Here is a 17,081-nt window from a genome sequence, read left to right as displayed (position 1 = left end):
AGGGTATTTAAAGCGAGTCTACTTATAGAGGAAAAAAGGTATCCTTAAAGCAAAGTATATATGAATTCGCAAAAGAAACACTTATTGATTCACATTGCAATTCACACAAAAAGACCGACTTCTGTTAAGTCGGTCTTTTCTATCCTAAATAATAAAATATTCGATTACCCAAATTTGTAGTTGAAGAGCTTATAAAACAAATACCATTAAATCTTCATCAAAGTATTGACCATTAAACTTTAATGATTTAAGCTCTGTTCCATAAATTTTAAATCCAACAGATTCATATAACTTTTTAGCATTGTTGTTATTATGTTCTACGGTTAAATTGATTTGTTCTAATCCTTCACACCCTTTTGCCTTTTTTATAAGTTCCAAAATAAGTGCTTTTCCGATACCTTGCCCTCTAACCTCGGGAGCTACACACATGCCAAAAACATTTCCTTTATGAGCAGTTTTAACATTAATTTCACGAATAAAAGTAACAGTTCCAAATAATGAACCATCATTATCAAAAGAGCCTAAAACAAACTTGTCTTTAGATGGTTTTATTCGCTCTACAACGGTATCGGTTGAAAATTGGACTTCTCTTTCATATGTTGAACCAAACGCTTCAGGATTAGTTTGTAAGGCTTTTAATCTAAATTCTTGATAGATAGGAGCATCAGACTCAGCCAAAATACGAATATTCATTATCTCTCCCTCATTTCCTACTATATTCATTTCCATCATATAAAATATTTTTATTTTAACATAAAATCCCATTAAATCTTTAAAAAATCATCCTTTTGCAGAGGATGATTTCCATAAACTTATTTGCAATGGCTGTTTTCGCATTAATTGTTGTTTTTCGTACTTAGAACCAAACACGTACACAACTAAAGTTCGTGCAAATTTTCTTCTGTACTACGACGTACTAATTTGATAACATGAGGAACAATATTTACGAAAAGAGCCCTACTAAACTTCGTTCGTATTCCAGCTTTATAAAAATTCTATTAGATAGCGATAATAAACATAAATAGATGAAATAAATAGTGACACTACAACAACTGGAAACCCTATTTTTAAAAATTCTAGAAAATTCACTTGTTGCTTCGCTTTTGCAGCTAAACCAGCAACGACTAAATTTGAGGATGCCCCCAATAGCGTACCATTTCCTCCTAAACAAGCTCCTAACGCTAACGACCACCATAATGGATCAACATTAGTCATTCCATAATCCTGAAACTCCACAATAACTGGAATCATTGCTGCTACAAATGGGATATTATCTACAAATCCTGAAAAAATTCCTGTTAGCCATAAAATTAACATGGCTGTTTTAGGTAAATCTCCTTCTGTATAATACATAATTCCTCTAGCCATTTCATTAATTATACCTACCTCTTCTAACCCTCCTACTAATAGAAATAACCCAATGAAAAAAAATAAAGTTCCCCATTCTACCTGTTTAAAAACATCTTCTGGTTTGTGTTCTTTATGGGTCAATAATAATAATAACAGGGCACCTGCCAATGCCACGCTAGTTAAGTCAATATGTAAAAACGGATGCAAAATGAATCCAGTAAACGTCATACATAAAACAGTTAACGCCTTTACTAACGTAGCATTTTTTTGTAAATATTCAACAGGATCAATTTCCATTAATCGCTGCCTATATTCTTCTTTAACATGTAATTGTTTTCCATAAATTAAAGCTAAACCACCGATAATTAATGTAAAAATGACTAAGACGATTGGAGAGAGATGGATAATAAAAGAATTAAACGTTAAATGTTTGACTGCTTGACCAATCATAATATTCGGTGGATCTCCAATTAATGTAGCTGTCCCACCTATATTCGATGATATGATAATTACAATCAAATAAGGCACAGCAGGGATATGTAGTAATTTAGTTAACGTTAAGACGACTGGAACTAGTAGTAATACCGTCGTAACATTAGCTAATAATGCAGACCCAACCGCAGTTATCAAAGAGATAACGATTAATAATGGAATCGCCTTCCCACCTACTAATTTTGCAACGACAATCGCAACATACTCAAATACCCCTGTTTGACCCGTAATTGAGATGAGAATCATCATGGAAAACAATAACGCAATTGTATTCCAATCTATATACTCTAAAAATGCAGCGTCAATATCAAAAATCCCCACTATTAGCATTGTTACTCCCCCAAGTCCTGCAACAAGGGTCCGATCTAGCTTTTCAGTCATAATGACGATATAGGAAATAATAAAAATAATGAGAGCAAGCATAGAACTCATTCCATTTCTCCTTCCTTGTCCCCTTTAAATATCTTGTTCAAAAAGAAATTCTTACGAAGAGCTGTAATGTTTCATAGCGAATATAGATGGGTACATAAAGCTCCAGTACAGTTATGTTATTTATCTTTCTCCTACTTTTTGAACACCTTCTTTATAATCATATGATGCTTATCCAAAAAAATATTTATATTCTATTTTTTTATTTACTGAATATGCTCGTACTATAAGAAAAGCGGAGACGCCTTTGACTATCCCCGACAAACACTGGAAGAATTTTTTTTGAAGGCATTTCTCGCCTTGGAATCAAATAGTGAAGTGAGCTCGAGGGGTTAGGCGTTGGAGCTGGACATTAAGAAAAGCGTAGTCGAATGTTCAATATATACGGAAGGGGAATGGTGAAAATGGAAACAAAAAAAATGAGTGGAGCAGTACTCTATGGAGTATTAACAATTTTAATTATTGTCTTGGGAATGAGCATGTTATTTTCCTTACTTCTTAGGTTTACTAACTTAAATGAATTGTCTCTTTCTTGGGTTATTACAATCGTTGGGTTCATCGCTGTCTTTATTGGAGGATTTGTTTCAGGAGGTAAAGGAAAAGAAAAAGGATGGCTAGTCGGTGCCATGACTAGTATTGTGTATACTTTCATTGTTTTCCTCGTACAATATTTAGGATACGATTCTCCCTTTACATTACAGCAGTTGTTGTTCCACACTGGCTTTTTAGTTACTTCTATTTTTGGAGGGATCATAGGAGTGAATATTTCCTCCTCACCAACAAGAGAAACTTAAATGTGTAAAAGAAGATCATTAAATCGGATATGATCAACTATGCTAAATGAAAGGTCTTTTAGTAAGGCTGTGCAAATGAAAAGAGGTTGACTAAATAATATAGTCAACCTCTACATACGTTATTCAGATACTAATTCTCTGACAGCTTGACGATCGTATGTAAGACGAGCCCCATCTCCTGCTTTGAGGATTATCTTGTTCTCATCAATTGAATCAACGATTGCGTGTAAACCACCTATTGTGATGATTTTATCACCTTTTTTTAGTTCATTTTGCATTTGCTGAACAGCTTTTTGCCTCTTTTGTTGTGGTCGAATAAGAATGAAGTAAAAGATTACAAACATTAACAGCAAGGGCAAGAAACTTAAAATCCCTTCCATTTTTTCACCCCCTTTTATGTAAATGCTCAAAAGTCAATGCCTTATGAACAAAACCTCTTAAGCTAAAATTGTTTGGCATTTGGTTTATTGAAACCGTAGCGATCAAAAAACTCCTCTCGGAAGTCTCCAAGACGATCCTCACGTATCGCTTGTCTGACCTGCTCCATCAATTTTAACAGAAAATAAAGGTTATGATAAGACGTTAATCTAATTCCGAACGTTTCATTACATTTTAACAAATGTCGAATATAAGCTCGCGAATAATTTTTACACGTATAGCAATCACAATTCTCATCTAAAGGATTAAAGTCTCGAGCATATTTTGCATTTTTCACAACGAGACGCCCTTTACTAGTCATCAAGGTCCCATTCCGAGCTATGCGTGTAGGTAACACACAATCAAACATATCAATACCCCTAATAGCACCATCTATTAAAGCGTCTGGAGACCCTACCCCCATTAAATATCGCGGTTTATTAGAAGGCAATAATGGTGTTGTAAATTCCAACACTCGATTCATAACATCTTTTGGTTCACCAACCGATAAACCACCGACAGCATAACCAGGAAAGTCTAATGAGACAAGGTCTGCCGCACTTTGTTTACGAAGTTCCTCATACTCTCCACCTTGAACAATACCAAACAGCCCTTGATCATGAGGTCTATTGTGAGCTGTTAAACAACGCTCTGCCCAACGGCTCGTACGCTCTACTGATTTTTTCATATAATCAAATTCAGCAGGGTATGGAGGACATTCATCAAAAGCCATCATGATATCTGAACCGAGTGCATTTTGAATTTCCATTGCTTTTTCTGGTGACAAGAACAGCTTATCGCCATTCAAATGATGACGAAAATGGACACCTTCTTCTTCAATGCGCCTGAAGTCACTTAAGCTAAATACTTGAAAGCCTCCTGAATCTGTTAGTATCGCTCTATCCCAATTCATAAATTGGTGTAAGCCACCTGCTTCCTTAACAATATCATGTCCTGGACGTAACCAAAGATGATAAGTATTACTAAGAATGATACCAGCACCCATTTCCTTCAAATCCTCAGGGGACATCGTTTTTACTGTTGCTAACGTTCCGACTGGCATAAATACAGGTGTTTCAAATGAGCCATGAGGAGTATGTACTCTACCTAAACGAGCACCTGTTTGTTTGCAAGTTTTAATATGTTCGTAAGTAATTGCTGTCATAAATTAATCCTTTCCTATAAGGTATTTCTGTATTTCTTATATACACAAGCGTAGTTGTATTTACAGTGTTACTTAATTAGCATTGCATCGCCAAAACTAAAAAAGCGATAACTATTTTTCACTGCCAAGTTGTAGGCTCTTAATATATTTTCTCTTCCTGCTAAAGCACTAACAAGCATAATGAGTGTAGATTTTGGTAAATGAAAATTTGTTAACATTGCATCTATTGCCTTGAATTTGTACCCAGGGAATATAAATATATCAGTCCAACCACTACAAGAGGTAAATTTTCCATGATTGTCTCTTGCAATTGTTTCTAACGTCCGAGTTGTAGTTGTCCCAACTGCTACGATCTTTCCTCCACTGTTTCGCACATCATTTAACAATTTTGCTGTACCCTCTGTCATTTGATAATATTCAGCATGCATATCATGCTCTTCAATTGTTTCAACACTTACAGGTCGAAAAGTACCTAATCCAACATGAAGTGTAATAAAAGCAATGTGCACACCTTTATTACGAAGTTTTGTTAATATTTGCTCAGTAAAATGGAGCCCTGCAGTTGGAGCAGCAGCTGATCCTATTTCACGTGCAAATACTGTTTGATAGCGCTCACGATCTTCAAGCTGTTCTTTTATATATGGAGGTAATGGCATTTCCCCTAGAGAGTCTAGCACCTCTACAAATATACCGTCATACGTAAACTTTAAAGTTCTCCCTCCTTGTTCACTAGTATGCGTGCATTCCGCTTTTAATCGCCCATCGCCGAATAAAATGATGGTTCCTTCTTTTACTCTTTTTGCAGGTTTAACTAATGTTTCCCATTCATCGTTATTTTGTTGCTTCAATAGCAACACTTCTATTTTCGCACCAGTATCTTCTTTTTCACCAAATAAACGGGCGGGTAGTACTTTCGTGTCATTTAAGACGAGACAATCACCTTCATTGAGGAAGGATATAATATTTTCAAATTGTTGATTGTTGATCTCACCAGTTTGTTTATCTAACACCATTAATCTTGATGCTTCACGATTCTCAAGCGGTGTTTGAGCAATTAATTGTTCAGGTAAATCAAAATCAAATAAGTCTACTTTCAATGCTGTCACCTCATAAGTGTTGTTCTCTTTTTCAGGTTTGATACATTATTAATACATCTTCAATCAATTTTATAAACTTGATAAGAATCGAATTATTTCAGACGGTTTATGACAAATAGTATGAGAGTTAATAATACGCTAAGAATAATTGATGTTACAATCGGAAAATAAATCGTCGAGTTACCTTTTTTAATAACCACATCACCAGGCAATTTACCAAAAGAAATAAATTGCATCAAAAATCCAATGATAAAAATTACCGCACCCACTATCATCACAACTTTCGGTATTCCTGTCAAATGTTTGGCACCTCCATACCGAAATGATCGTAAACGAGGTTCGTTACCATTCTTCCCCTAGGAGTACGTTGTATAAAACCCATTTGCAATAAATATGGTTCATATACATCTTCAATAGTTTGTGCTTCTTCCCCTATCGTAGCCGCAATGGTTTCAAGGCCCACAGGTCCTCCACGAAATTTTTCTATTATTCCTTTTAATAGTTTGTGATCAATATGATCTAATCCTAATCGATCAACTTGTAATAATTCTAGCGACTTAATAGCATTGTCATTTGTAATATCTCCATCACCACGTACTTGAGCAAAATCTCTCACACGTCTAAGTAAGCGGTTTGCTATTCTTGGTGTTCCCCGTGATCTCCTTGCTATTTCTACTGCAGCCTGAAGGTCAATATTTACGGAGACAATATCAGCAGTCCTTTCAACAATTGTCGTGAGCTGCTTTTCATTATAATATTCCAATCTACTCAAAACACCGAACCGATCACGAAGAGGAGCTGATAATGAACCTGCTCTCGTCGTTGCACCAACCAAAGTAAATGGGGGGAGATCTAATCTAACAGATCGTGAACTTTCTCCTTTTCCTATTACTATATCAATGCAAAAATCTTCCATAGCTGGGTATAAAACTTCCTCTATTGTTCTTGGTAGACGATGAATTTCATCAATAAAAAGAACATCACCAGGCTCTAAAGATGTTAATATCGCTGCTAAATCACCGGGACGTTCAATTGCAGGACCTGAAGTTGTTCTAATGTTCACATTCATTTCATTAGCAATAATCGTTGCTAACGTTGTTTTCCCAAGTCCTGGTGGACCATATAGTAATACATGATCTAATGTTTCTTGACGCTGCTTTGCTGCTTCAATAAATATTTCTAAGTTCTCCTTAACCTTTTCTTGACCTATATACTGCTTTAAAGTTTGTGGACGTAAACTCTGCTCTAATGATACATCATCAATATCTGCTTCACTACAAACAAGGCGCTCCTCCATCGCTTCAAGCCTCCTACGTTAATAGCCTTTGTAATGCTTTTTTAATATACTGATCAGTCGTAAGCTGTTCTTCAAGTAAATGTTTTTTCACCTTATTAATTTCTCTTTCTGCATAACCGAGAACTTTTAGCGCTTCTATCGCTTCAAGTAGCGCCTGTGGTCCATTCTCTTGTTCTTCTATACTATCATCTGAAGAAAATAAATTTGGCACTGCTACTAAGTCCTCAAGTTTACCTTTTAAATCAAGAATCATTTGTCTAGCAGTTTTTTTCCCTACTCCTGGAAATTTCACTAAAAACTTTTCATCTTCTTGTTCAATTGCTTGGACAACCTGTACTGGCTGTCCAGCAGCTAAGATTGCAAGTGCTCCTTTTGGACCAATTCCAGAGACTTGTAAAAGTTTGCGAAATAGTGCTTTTTCTTCTCTAGTTTGAAATCCGTATAAAGCTAGAACATCTTCACGAACGTACTGATATGTATAGATAGTTTCCTCACTTTGTACGTGAAAAACATAAGGGTTTGGTGTTTGAATCTCATAACCAATCCCATTATTTTCAATAACAATATATTCTGGGTTTATATATTGAATACTCCCTTTGACAAATTCAATCAACTTTCTCTCTCCTCATCTTTGCTGTACATCATTTTACCATACTTTATTCACAATGAAGCAAAATCTTGTACAAGAAAGAATATGTTAATTGAAGTCACTGTTAAAAAACATTTTTTAGGGAAGAAGTGACAAGGTTCTCTAATCGACTTACAAATATATCCATTTGTTACAGGCAATTATGGTATACTAGCTTGAAAGTGCTTAAACGCTTCAATGACTTGATTATATTTATCCTTTGATTCAACAGGAATACCTCGTTTTAATAACTCATGTTGGTGACTTTCAAGTTTACCTATATCAATTTGATAAAAAGATTGAATGACTCGACTCCCACCTGCTGGTTTTCCTTCAAAAATCATCAATACACCATTATCATTAATACCGAAGTAACCATTTGCCTTCAATAAAGGCGAAATATCTTCAATATGGCGCATAAAAACAATTTGCTCGTCATTTTGTTCAACTAGTTGCCAGTCAGCGTATAGCGCCCAAAAGTCTTCCATTGACCAAATCGTTTCATTTACAATTTCTTCACTTACTTCACCATCTAAATAGATTCTTTCAAGAATGACCTTTTTATATAACGGACCAGAAACTTCGTAAACGTCCGAATCAGCATTTCTTTTGTCATTCGTAGAATGTAATCTCATATCATTTCCTGTAGCTATAACTGAAGCTAGCAAACTAAAAATGGAAAAAATCATACTTGATATCAAAATTTTACTAAACAGTCTCATTATCATCACCTCTAAAATCAAGTGCTACAATATTATTCTGACCATTTAATAACATTTTTAATCTACATTGAAAATATGCCGCATAGCATCCAAAACAAAAGGGTCAGAAACCCAATACATATACATAGTATATGTATTGTGAGTTCAGACCCTCTTGTACTTTTTTATCTCATACGTGTGTTTATTGAACCTTCAAACAAATCGTTAATTGATTTATTAATTGTTTCTCGAGGTCCACCGTTTCGGATATCGTTATCTATTTGACGAATTAATGAAAGTGTTCCCGTATCTGTTACAACCTTCACATTTTTTCCATTAGCAAGTGTACCGATTGATCGCTGGACATCATTAATAACTTCTCTTTGATTTCCTGTAGTATCACAGGCAACAATAACATCATTTCCACGAACTAACGTACGTGCTGCCCTTACATTTGGGACAGTTTCTGCTTTTCGTGAAATATCTTCAGCAAGTCTTCCTTCATAGTTGGTGTAATATGATGACCTTGCCGGTGTTGTTAAGTTATTTAAGTGTCCATGGTAATTATACCCTGATTGATCTGCAAGTGGCTCGCGGTTAACTGTTGCTGGAAAACGCATTGGAGCATTGTTATAATTTGTACTTTTTTTATAAGCAATATTCCTTTTGTTATTTGTAACGTTTCTATCCATAAATTCTGTTATCGCACCATCATTATCATTCATCATATAAGCATTACCAGTATTTTGGTTATACCGATTATGGTTTATATTTTCATTTGAATAATATCCAATTGGCCTTGTCCGTTCGTTATATTCAAGTGCTTCTTCTTTAGCAGTTGTATTACAAGCTGCTAGCACTCCAACAAGTAATAGCGATCCTGATATCGAAAATACAGATTTCCGCAACGTTTATCCCCCCATACCATTCTGTGCGTCATCATGTGTGAACATCATCTAAAAAAGATTGATGTTCATCATTATGTTGGCATTTAAGCATGAAGGTTATACTAAAACTCCGACGGTAACTGCTTACAGTTTTGGAGAGGCAGCCGCAAGCTCTCATTTTTAATAAGAGCGATGAATTTGACGATCTTTTTTCAGAAATTGCTTCGCATTATATATATTTATCGGTTATCTCATTTTCATCAGTTTACCAATAAGCCTGCATTTGGTGCATAGCAACTCGCTCATTTCACACTAAAAAGTTGTAATTATTTACTACTGCATATCACGTAGTCATTCGAAGACGAGCACGGGTATTGTGCTCATTAGTTGTAACTGCTCTATTCTAAAAAGTAACAACTTTGCATATACAGTGTCATAGTCTTTAACAGCAAGTTGCTACGATCAATAAATGTATAACAAATATATGGTTTACGGTAAGTAACAGTCAATCGTATGCTAACTAAAAAAAGAAGGCTTTATGCCCCCTCATTGATAAATGTACAATTTGTTGTTTTCATCATTTATCCGCATAATTATGCTCCCTCATACAAAACAAAAAGCATAGGTTCCGATGCTTTTCTCAAATGTTCAAGACTTTTGAATTACATCATAAGCCAAGCCAACAACAAGTTTATATATTACTCATCTTGCTGTTGTCTTATAATTGACACCAAAGAAAGTAAGTATGACATTTGCTTTAATTGTCTTCATTATCGTAATGTGGCCTTGGATAAACAGGTTGATACGGTGGAGCTGATGGATGATAATACTGATATGGTGCCACCCTATGGTGTGATTGATGATTATTATATGCCTGTGGTTGCATCATTGGGTTAACACCATAAGGTTGTTGATTAGCGTATGGCATTACCCCTGCTTGCTCTGGAATGGTAGGCGCATTTTCATAAGACATCACACTTTCCTTATTATCTATTTCTTCATCTGGGCTTAGCGCTTCAGGAGATACTCCCTCCGGTGCAGGTTGCATTGAATAAGGTTCATAGCCAAATCCGTACCCTGGCTGAATAGGTGTAATCGGTACACAATATGGTGCAGGTTGCATCATATATGGTGCTTGTGGTGCGTTTGCTGGTGAGACCCCCATTGGAGGTTTCTCAACACTAGGCATTACATTTGATATAGGTGCGATATTTTGGTTGTGCTTCATTACCATTTCTTCTTCCATAGGCATAACATTAGCTTTCATTGTTTCTTCTTCCATTTCTGGCATCATCATCGGGCTTACTGCTTGTGGATAAAAGTTAGGAGGTGGTGTTGGCTGATATCCGTATGCTGGAGCGACATATTGTGGTGTAGGTGGGTAATATTGTGGCATTGGTGGCATCTTTGGCATTTCTATTTTCTCCTCCATCACATCTTCAGCTTCTACCTCTTCCGGTTTCATCATACCAGGTAAAACATTACTAGGCTTTTCTGGATATTCAGGTGCAGGTGCAACTGCAGGTTGTTGGTTTACAATCGGCATATTCATTGTATAATAGTTATTCACATCTATTTCAGGATAGTAGGGTGTATGCTTTTGCTTCATTGGAGGAACATATGGTACTTTGTTTTCTTCCGCCATTAATGCTTTGTTCTGAGTTTTTTCTACCGGTTTAACTTCTTCCTTTTTCTCTTCTGCCATGACAGGCAAAGGTTTTTGTGGCTGATTAATAATTGGCTCTTCCACTTCAGCTTCGACATTCGATACTACGTTTACTTTTGCTTCTTTTTTTACATTATTGTTAATAGCCGCTTCTTTTTTTACATGAACATTCCCAGTAGGTACTTTAATTTTCATCCCAGGCAAAATCATATCCGGGTTACTTAATTGTGTATTCATATTTTTTAATTCTGTAAAATCAACTCCATATTTTTGAGCAATTTTCCATAATGTATCACCTTTTTGGACAATGTGGATTTTCACTATTAGGCTCCCTCCTCACAAATCAGTCTTTACAGTGTATGTGAACTTAGGCATTTTGCCACTATTCTTCACCAAAACATATGCTGTATGAACTTAAATTATGTATAACAGCTACAAAAAAACTCCTGAGAACATACCAGGAGTCTTCTTATTAATTCATATTTAATAAAGGCTTTTTGCGCATTGAATATAAGCCTCCATTCAAAGAAATAATTCTACATACAATGCTAAAGTCATTGACATGTTTTCCTAATTAACAAAGGAAATTAATAACAATATCTATATTAACTATTTCTTGAGTTGCGACATAGTTTATATAGCGTGATTTAACTTATATCATGCCCTTGCAAGCATTCTTTCTAACGCCTTCAATGAATCTTCTGCAACTTGTTCTGGGACAATAATTTGATTATGAACATTGCCCTTTTCAAGCTCTTCTAATGCCCAAAGTAGATGCGGTAAATCGATACGATTCATAGTTAAACAAGGACACATTGCCGGATTTAACGATATAATTTCTTTATCAGGATGATCGTTAATTATGCGATTAACTAAGTTCATCTCTGTGCCGATTGCCCACTTACTTCCAGCTTCCGCTTTAGAAATTGTTTCTATAATATATTTAGTTGAGCCTGCATCATCTGATAATTCAACGACTTCACGACTACATTCAGGGTGAACAATAATATTCATATCAGGTTTAGTGGCGCGTATTTCTTTAATATTCTCAACAGTGAAATTTTCATGGACAGAACAATGCCCTTTCCATAAAATCACCTTTACATCTTCTAAGTCACCTTCGTATTCGAAGCTATCAGAGATTGGATTCCAAACAGCCATTTGTTCTAAAGGAATTCCTAAATCGTAGGCAGTATTTCTTCCTAAGTGCTGGTCAGGCAAAAATAAAATTCTTTCTTTTTGTGTAAATGCCCATTCAAGCATTTTTTTCGCATTTGAAGATGTGACCGTAGCACCACCGTTTCTTCCAACAAATGCCTTAATTTCAGCTGTTGAATTGACATATGTTAAAGGTAAAATTGTATCCCCAAATTCGGCTTTCATCTTGCTAAAACCGCGCTCAGTTTGTTCAAGGTTTGCCATATCTGCCATCGAGCATCCTGCGCGCATATCTGGCAAGATTACTTTTTGATTGTGGTCGGTCAATATATCTGCTGTTTCAGCCATAAAATGCACTCCACAAAACACAATATATTCAGCTTCTTTATTTGCAGCTGAAACTTGTGCTAGTTGGAGTGAATCACCTGTCGTGTCTGCGAATTGAATAACTTCATCTTTCTGATAATGGTGGCCTGGAATATACAACTTATTACCGAAATTCTCCTTTATTTCCGACACACGTCTGACCATTTCTTCTGTTGATAATTCTCGATATCGCTCAGGCAATCCTTGATGTTTTTCACTTTGAATTAAATCTAGTACGTTCAATTTCAGTTCTCCCCTTCCTGTTATTTAACTCTCATGCTAATATCTAAAGCCTTGACAGAATGTGTAAGCATTCCTAAGGATATATAATCTACACCAGTATCTCTGTATAACGGTAAGCTTTCAAGATTGATTCCTCCTGATGCTTCTGTAATTATACTTGTGGGCACTAAAGAAACATATTTTTTAATTGCTTCCGGCGTACAATTATCAAACATAATAACATCAGCCTTTGCTTGCACTGCTTCTATTACTTGTTCTTCAGTCTCCGTTTCTACCTCAATTTTTACCATATGACCTACTTGCTGTCTAACGGCTGTTACAGCCTTTGTAATTGATCCACAAAAGGCTATATGATTATCTTTAATCATTACACCATCATAAAGACCTATGCGATGATTATATCCACCTCCACAAGAAACAGCATATTTTTCAAACATACGTAATCCTGGTGTCGTTTTTCTTGTATCGCATATCCTCGTATGATCACTGTTTAATTGCTTAACTACTTCATTAGTGAGTGTTGCAATGCCGCTCATCCGTTGTATTAAGTTTAATATCACACGCTCACCAATGAGAATATTTTGTATCGAGCCTTCAATGGTTGCAATAACATCACCAGCAGCTACTATATCACCATCGGTCTTATGTGTCTCTACAGTAATATTGGAATCAAGTATTTGATAGCCCTCTTTAATAATGTCTTCTCCGCAAAAAAGCCCATCACCTTTAGCTATCATTTTTGCTATGCCTTGTTGATGAGTAGGAAAGATTGTTTCAGATGTTACATCTCTCTCACCAATGTCTTCTAAAAAAAATTGCTCAATGTCTTTCCGTAACTTAATTTTGTTCATACTGTCATCTCCTGTTACTTACTGCATAAGTAGATGCTTCATATTTATGTCTAATTATTTCTTCTCCTAACCATCCTAGATCATCTTCACTCGGATAATCAGTACGATAATGTCCTCCTCGACTTTCTGTTCTTAACAGTGCTGATGATGAAATTAACCAACCTACCGTCACCATATTAATGATGGTAACTTGTTCATTAGTCAATTGAGATAAATCAACATATTTTTTATCATTCATTAGATATTGTTCAAACCATGTTTTTGCATCAAACAAGCTGTTTTCATCTCGAACAATACCTACATTTTGCATCATCACAGCTTGTATTTGTTGCTTAGTAGGAAGATCCGTTGAATACTGTCCAATTTGGTCTCGTTTTTTTAGATGGTTAATATTTTTAAAATTTAAGTTTGATTTTAAAATATAGTCCGATAAGAGCTGTGAAAATACAATTCCTTCTAACAATGAATTACTTGCTAATCGATTAGCACCATGTACTCCTGTACAAGCTGTTTCACCTACAGCATATAAGCCTTTAATAGACGTTTTACCTTGATGGTCTGTCCTTATGCCCCCCATAAGGAAATGAGCTCCTGGTACGACTGGAATAAATTTATCGTTAAGATCTATTTGCTGTTCTTGACAGAGTTTGGTTATTGTTGGAAATCTCTTATTAAAATTATCAATTGTGGATATATCTAAAAATATTTCTTCACCTTTATTCATTTCCGAGTAGATGACTCGTGAAACAACATCGCGAGGTGCAAGATCGCCTAACTCATGTACACCTTCCATTATTTTTCTGCCTTCTTTTGTGACCAATTTAGCCCCTTCACCACGTACAGCTTCAGATACTAGACCACCTACAATCCCATCCGCATATAACATCGTTGGATGAAACTGAATAAATTCTAAATCAACGAGCTGTGCACCTGCACGAAATGCCATCGCTAAGCCGTCGCCAGTAACAGAATCATTATTCGAAGTTCTACTGTACATCCCACCGCAGCCACCTGTTGCTAGCACCGTGTGTACAGCATAATATTTCGTTGTTTGGCCTTTGCTATCTCTAGTGATAACTCCAGTGCACACATCATTGGTCACGAGTAAATCTATAGCCATCTCATCCTCAATGATAGTAACTTTATCTTTAATCCGATTGTGTAAATAGGTCATCAGTCGTCTTCCTGTAGCATCTCCCCCAGCGTGAAGGATTCGCGATGCTCGATGAGCCCCTTCTTTACCAAGTTGCAGATGATTACTAGCGCTTCTATCAAACTGCATACCATTTTCAATCAATTGTTGTATATAAAAAGGTCCTTGTTGAACAAGAAGCTTAACAGAATGCTCATTATTATGATTACGTCCGGCTATAACTGTATCATAATAATGTGCCATCCAATGATCATTTTCATCAACTACACAAGCAACCCCGCCTTGTGCTAAAGATGAATTATTATCATGTTTCGTGGACTTTGTGATAACTATCACATTTTTATGCTTACATAAACGTTCTGCAGCAACTAATGCCGATATGCCACTACCAATAATAATTACATCTACTTTAGGCATATTTCCGCCCCCTAGATTACAACTGTCTTGACACCTATATTGACATATATTTAAACTAAAGACAAGAGATATTTACTTTTTTTCATAAAGAGGTGCAAATGATGATTTATCTAGACTATGCTGCTACAACACCTATATGTAGTGAAGCAATGCAGGTTTATGAGCATACATCTACAAACATTTTTGGAAATGCTAATAGTTTACATGATTATGGTAGTAGGTCAAATGAAGTCTTAGAGGCTTGTAGAGCTGAATTAGGAAAATTGTTTAATGGTAAGAAGAATGGTATTTTTTTTACTAGTGGAGGTACAGAGAGTAACTTTCTTGCCATCAAATCACTTATAGAAGCTCATCGCCATAAAGGCAATCATCTTATTACTACTGAAGTTGAGCATTCATCTGTATTAAACGTATTCCGACAATTGGAGTTAGAAGGGTTTAACGTAACATACTTAACAGTTAATCAACACGGTCAAATAGATTTAGAACAATTGAAAAGTGAAATAACATCAAATACAATTTTAGCCTCTATTCAACATGCTAATTCAGAAATTGGAACGGTTCAACCCTTAGCAAAAATAGGGGCACTACTAAAAGAACATCATGTTCTTTTTCATAGTGACTGCATTCAAACATTTGGAAAGATTCCAATTGATGTACAGAAATTTAGCCTTGATAGTATTTCTATCTCAAGTCACAAAATATATGGACCAAAAGGTGTTGGGGCAGTATATATTCACCCTGGAGTAGAATGGAGAGCACAATATCCTCATTCAACTCACGAGAATGGCTTTAGGCCTGGCACTATAAACGTACCAGGAATTGCTTCATTTGTTGCTGCTGCACAAATATCCTGTCGTAATATAGATAATGATATCGATCATTTTGCTACATTAAGACAAAGCCTGATTTCTGAATTACATGGACTTAACAGAACTGTCGAAGTTATTGGTCATCCTCAAGATCAGCTACAGCATATCGTTGCTATCATTATTGAAGGTATTGAAGGTCAATATACTATGCTTGAATGTAACCGTTTCGGCATCGCTATATCTACTGGAAGTGCATGTAAAGTTGGTATGCAAGAGCCTTCAAAAACTATGCTTGCCATAGGAAAATCCAAAGAGGAAGCCAAACAATACGTACGGTTATCTTTCGGTAAATACACAACAATTTCTGATATTAATAAATTCATCTCAGTTTTAGACAAACTTGATCAACAGTTTCAAAAAAACAGTTAATAAGGAGGTATAGAATGGGTAACGAACAGAAAATATTTGGTGAAACGAGAAGGAATCTTATATTAAAGTGGCTAAAAGAAAGTCATGGTCCAGTTACTGGAGGAGAACTCTCAAGGCGGACAAAAGTAAGTAGGCAAGTCATTGTACAAGATATTTCTTTATTAAAAGCACGACATGAACCAATTTTGGCAACTAGTCAAGGATATTTATATGTACAGCAACAACAAAAACAACTATATTCCCGAATTGTTGTTTGTCGTCACACCCCTGAACAAACAGAAAGAGAACTAACGTTACTTGTTGATCTTGGTGTTACAGTAAAAGATGTGACAATTGAACACCCGGTATATGGTGATTTAACTGCATCTGTCATGGTTAGTAATCGTAATGAGGTCAAACAATTTCTCAAAAAATTAACTACGACGAATGCTCCATTGCTCTCTGAACTAACTGATGGTATTCATATGCATACATTAGAGGCCAATGAAATAACTAAACTTGACGCAGCCTGTGAAGCGTTAAAAAAAGCTGAATTCTTAGCCTAGTAACAAAGAAAAGCGGAAGGTGCTTGCTCATCGGCGACAAGCATAAGACGATCGAACTAGAAGGTTGTTTTTTAACCTTCTTGTTCGATTGACTTATGACCTCGAGCCGTTAGCACCTATAGCTAGACAGCTTGAAAAGCGGAAGTGCCTCGGTCATCACCGACAAGCACTGGAAGCAAAAAAA

Annotated in this window: 17 protein-coding genes; 3 read left to right on the top strand and 14 right to left on the bottom strand. The window is 35.8% G+C overall.

The annotated features are described in order from the left end of the window. Window positions 1-189: 189 nt before the first annotated feature. The gene (locus tag SLH48_RS01435; RefSeq protein ID WP_320256768.1) at window positions 190-693 is read right to left on the bottom strand and encodes a GNAT family N-acetyltransferase; all 504 of its coding nucleotides are present in this window, start codon (window positions 691-693) and stop codon (window positions 190-192) included. A gap of 291 nt (window positions 694-984) precedes the next feature. After that, window positions 985-2,274, bottom strand: coding sequence for an ArsB/NhaD family transporter (locus tag SLH48_RS01430; protein ID WP_214480420.1), 1,290 nt, complete (start codon window positions 2,272-2,274; stop codon window positions 985-987). A 401-nt stretch (window positions 2,275-2,675) separates the two neighbouring features. Here SLH48_RS01430 and SLH48_RS01425 point away from each other — a divergent pair, with 401 nt between their 5' ends. After that, window positions 2,676-3,065 carry a TIGR04086 family membrane protein gene (locus SLH48_RS01425; RefSeq protein WP_214480421.1) on the top strand — a complete coding sequence of 130 codons (390 nt, stop codon included), beginning with the start codon at window positions 2,676-2,678 and terminating at the stop codon, window positions 3,063-3,065. 119 nt (window positions 3,066-3,184) lie between these two features. Here SLH48_RS01425 and yajC read toward each other — a convergent pair whose 3' ends face one another. The 12 genes from yajC to nadB all read right to left on the bottom strand — a co-directional run bounded on the left by yajC (window position 3,185) and on the right by nadB (window position 15,111). Continuing rightward, window positions 3,185-3,445 carry a preprotein translocase subunit YajC gene (gene yajC / locus SLH48_RS01420; protein ID WP_320207775.1) on the bottom strand — a complete coding sequence of 87 codons (261 nt, stop codon included), beginning with the start codon at window positions 3,443-3,445 and terminating at the stop codon, window positions 3,185-3,187. A 62-nt stretch (window positions 3,446-3,507) separates the two neighbouring features. Continuing rightward, complete coding sequence (gene tgt, locus SLH48_RS01415; protein WP_214481434.1) at window positions 3,508-4,647, bottom strand: tRNA guanosine(34) transglycosylase Tgt; 1,140 nt, start codon at window positions 4,645-4,647, stop codon at window positions 3,508-3,510. A gap of 68 nt (window positions 4,648-4,715) precedes the next feature. Next, window positions 4,716-5,744: a tRNA preQ1(34) S-adenosylmethionine ribosyltransferase-isomerase QueA gene (gene queA / locus SLH48_RS01410; protein ID WP_320256767.1), complete on the bottom strand. Its 1,029-nt coding sequence runs from the start codon at window positions 5,742-5,744 to the stop codon at window positions 4,716-4,718. 92 nt (window positions 5,745-5,836) lie between these two features. Next, window positions 5,837-6,043: a DUF2905 domain-containing protein gene (locus SLH48_RS01405; protein ID WP_320256766.1), complete on the bottom strand. Its 207-nt coding sequence runs from the start codon at window positions 6,041-6,043 to the stop codon at window positions 5,837-5,839. Next, window positions 6,040-7,041: a Holliday junction branch migration DNA helicase RuvB gene (ruvB, locus tag SLH48_RS01400; RefSeq protein WP_214481438.1), complete on the bottom strand. Its 1,002-nt coding sequence runs from the start codon at window positions 7,039-7,041 to the stop codon at window positions 6,040-6,042. The genes SLH48_RS01405 and ruvB overlap by 4 nt, the downstream gene beginning before the upstream one ends. 13 nt (window positions 7,042-7,054) lie before the next feature. Continuing rightward, complete coding sequence (gene ruvA / locus SLH48_RS01395; RefSeq protein WP_214481439.1) at window positions 7,055-7,654, bottom strand: Holliday junction branch migration protein RuvA; 600 nt, start codon at window positions 7,652-7,654, stop codon at window positions 7,055-7,057. 176 nt (window positions 7,655-7,830) lie between these two features. Further along, window positions 7,831-8,391, bottom strand: a complete 561-nt coding sequence (locus tag SLH48_RS01390) for an intercompartmental signaling factor BofC (RefSeq protein ID WP_320256765.1) — start codon at window positions 8,389-8,391, stop codon at window positions 7,831-7,833. A 164-nt stretch (window positions 8,392-8,555) separates the two neighbouring features. After that, complete coding sequence (locus tag SLH48_RS01385) at window positions 8,556-9,278, bottom strand: YhcN/YlaJ family sporulation lipoprotein (protein ID WP_320256764.1); 723 nt, start codon at window positions 9,276-9,278, stop codon at window positions 8,556-8,558. Window positions 9,279-10,014: 736 nt separating this feature from the next. Then, window positions 10,015-11,244, bottom strand: a complete 1,230-nt coding sequence (gene safA, locus SLH48_RS01380; RefSeq protein WP_320256763.1) for a SafA/ExsA family spore coat assembly protein — start codon at window positions 11,242-11,244, stop codon at window positions 10,015-10,017. Window positions 11,245-11,580: 336 nt separating this feature from the next. Beyond that, entirely contained in the window at window positions 11,581-12,690 is a 1,110-nt protein-coding gene (nadA, locus tag SLH48_RS01375; protein WP_214481447.1) for a quinolinate synthase NadA, read from the bottom strand. A 20-nt stretch (window positions 12,691-12,710) separates the two neighbouring features. Then, window positions 12,711-13,541 carry a carboxylating nicotinate-nucleotide diphosphorylase gene (nadC, locus tag SLH48_RS01370; RefSeq protein WP_320256762.1) on the bottom strand — a complete coding sequence of 277 codons (831 nt, stop codon included), beginning with the start codon at window positions 13,539-13,541 and terminating at the stop codon, window positions 12,711-12,713. A gap of 4 nt (window positions 13,542-13,545) precedes the next feature. Then, the gene (gene nadB, locus SLH48_RS01365) at window positions 13,546-15,111 is read right to left on the bottom strand and encodes an L-aspartate oxidase (protein ID WP_320256761.1); all 1,566 of its coding nucleotides are present in this window, start codon (window positions 15,109-15,111) and stop codon (window positions 13,546-13,548) included. Between the two features lie 101 nt (window positions 15,112-15,212). Between nadB and SLH48_RS01360 the strand changes: the two genes are divergently transcribed. Next, window positions 15,213-16,352, top strand: a complete 1,140-nt coding sequence (locus SLH48_RS01360) for an IscS subfamily cysteine desulfurase (RefSeq protein WP_320256760.1) — start codon at window positions 15,213-15,215, stop codon at window positions 16,350-16,352. A gap of 14 nt (window positions 16,353-16,366) precedes the next feature. Beyond that, window positions 16,367-16,897, top strand: coding sequence for a transcription repressor NadR (locus SLH48_RS01355; protein ID WP_320256759.1), 531 nt, complete (start codon window positions 16,367-16,369; stop codon window positions 16,895-16,897). Window positions 16,898-17,081: the final 184 nt, after the last annotated feature.

Origin of the sequence: Cytobacillus sp. IB215316 (assembly GCF_033963865.1) — a bacterium.
In the GTDB taxonomy this organism is placed as follows: domain Bacteria; phylum Bacillota; class Bacilli; order Bacillales; family SM2101; genus Nanhaiella; species Nanhaiella sioensis.
The sequence above is the reverse complement of the archived record's forward strand: the minus strand, read 5'-3'. Positions and strand labels throughout refer to the sequence as shown.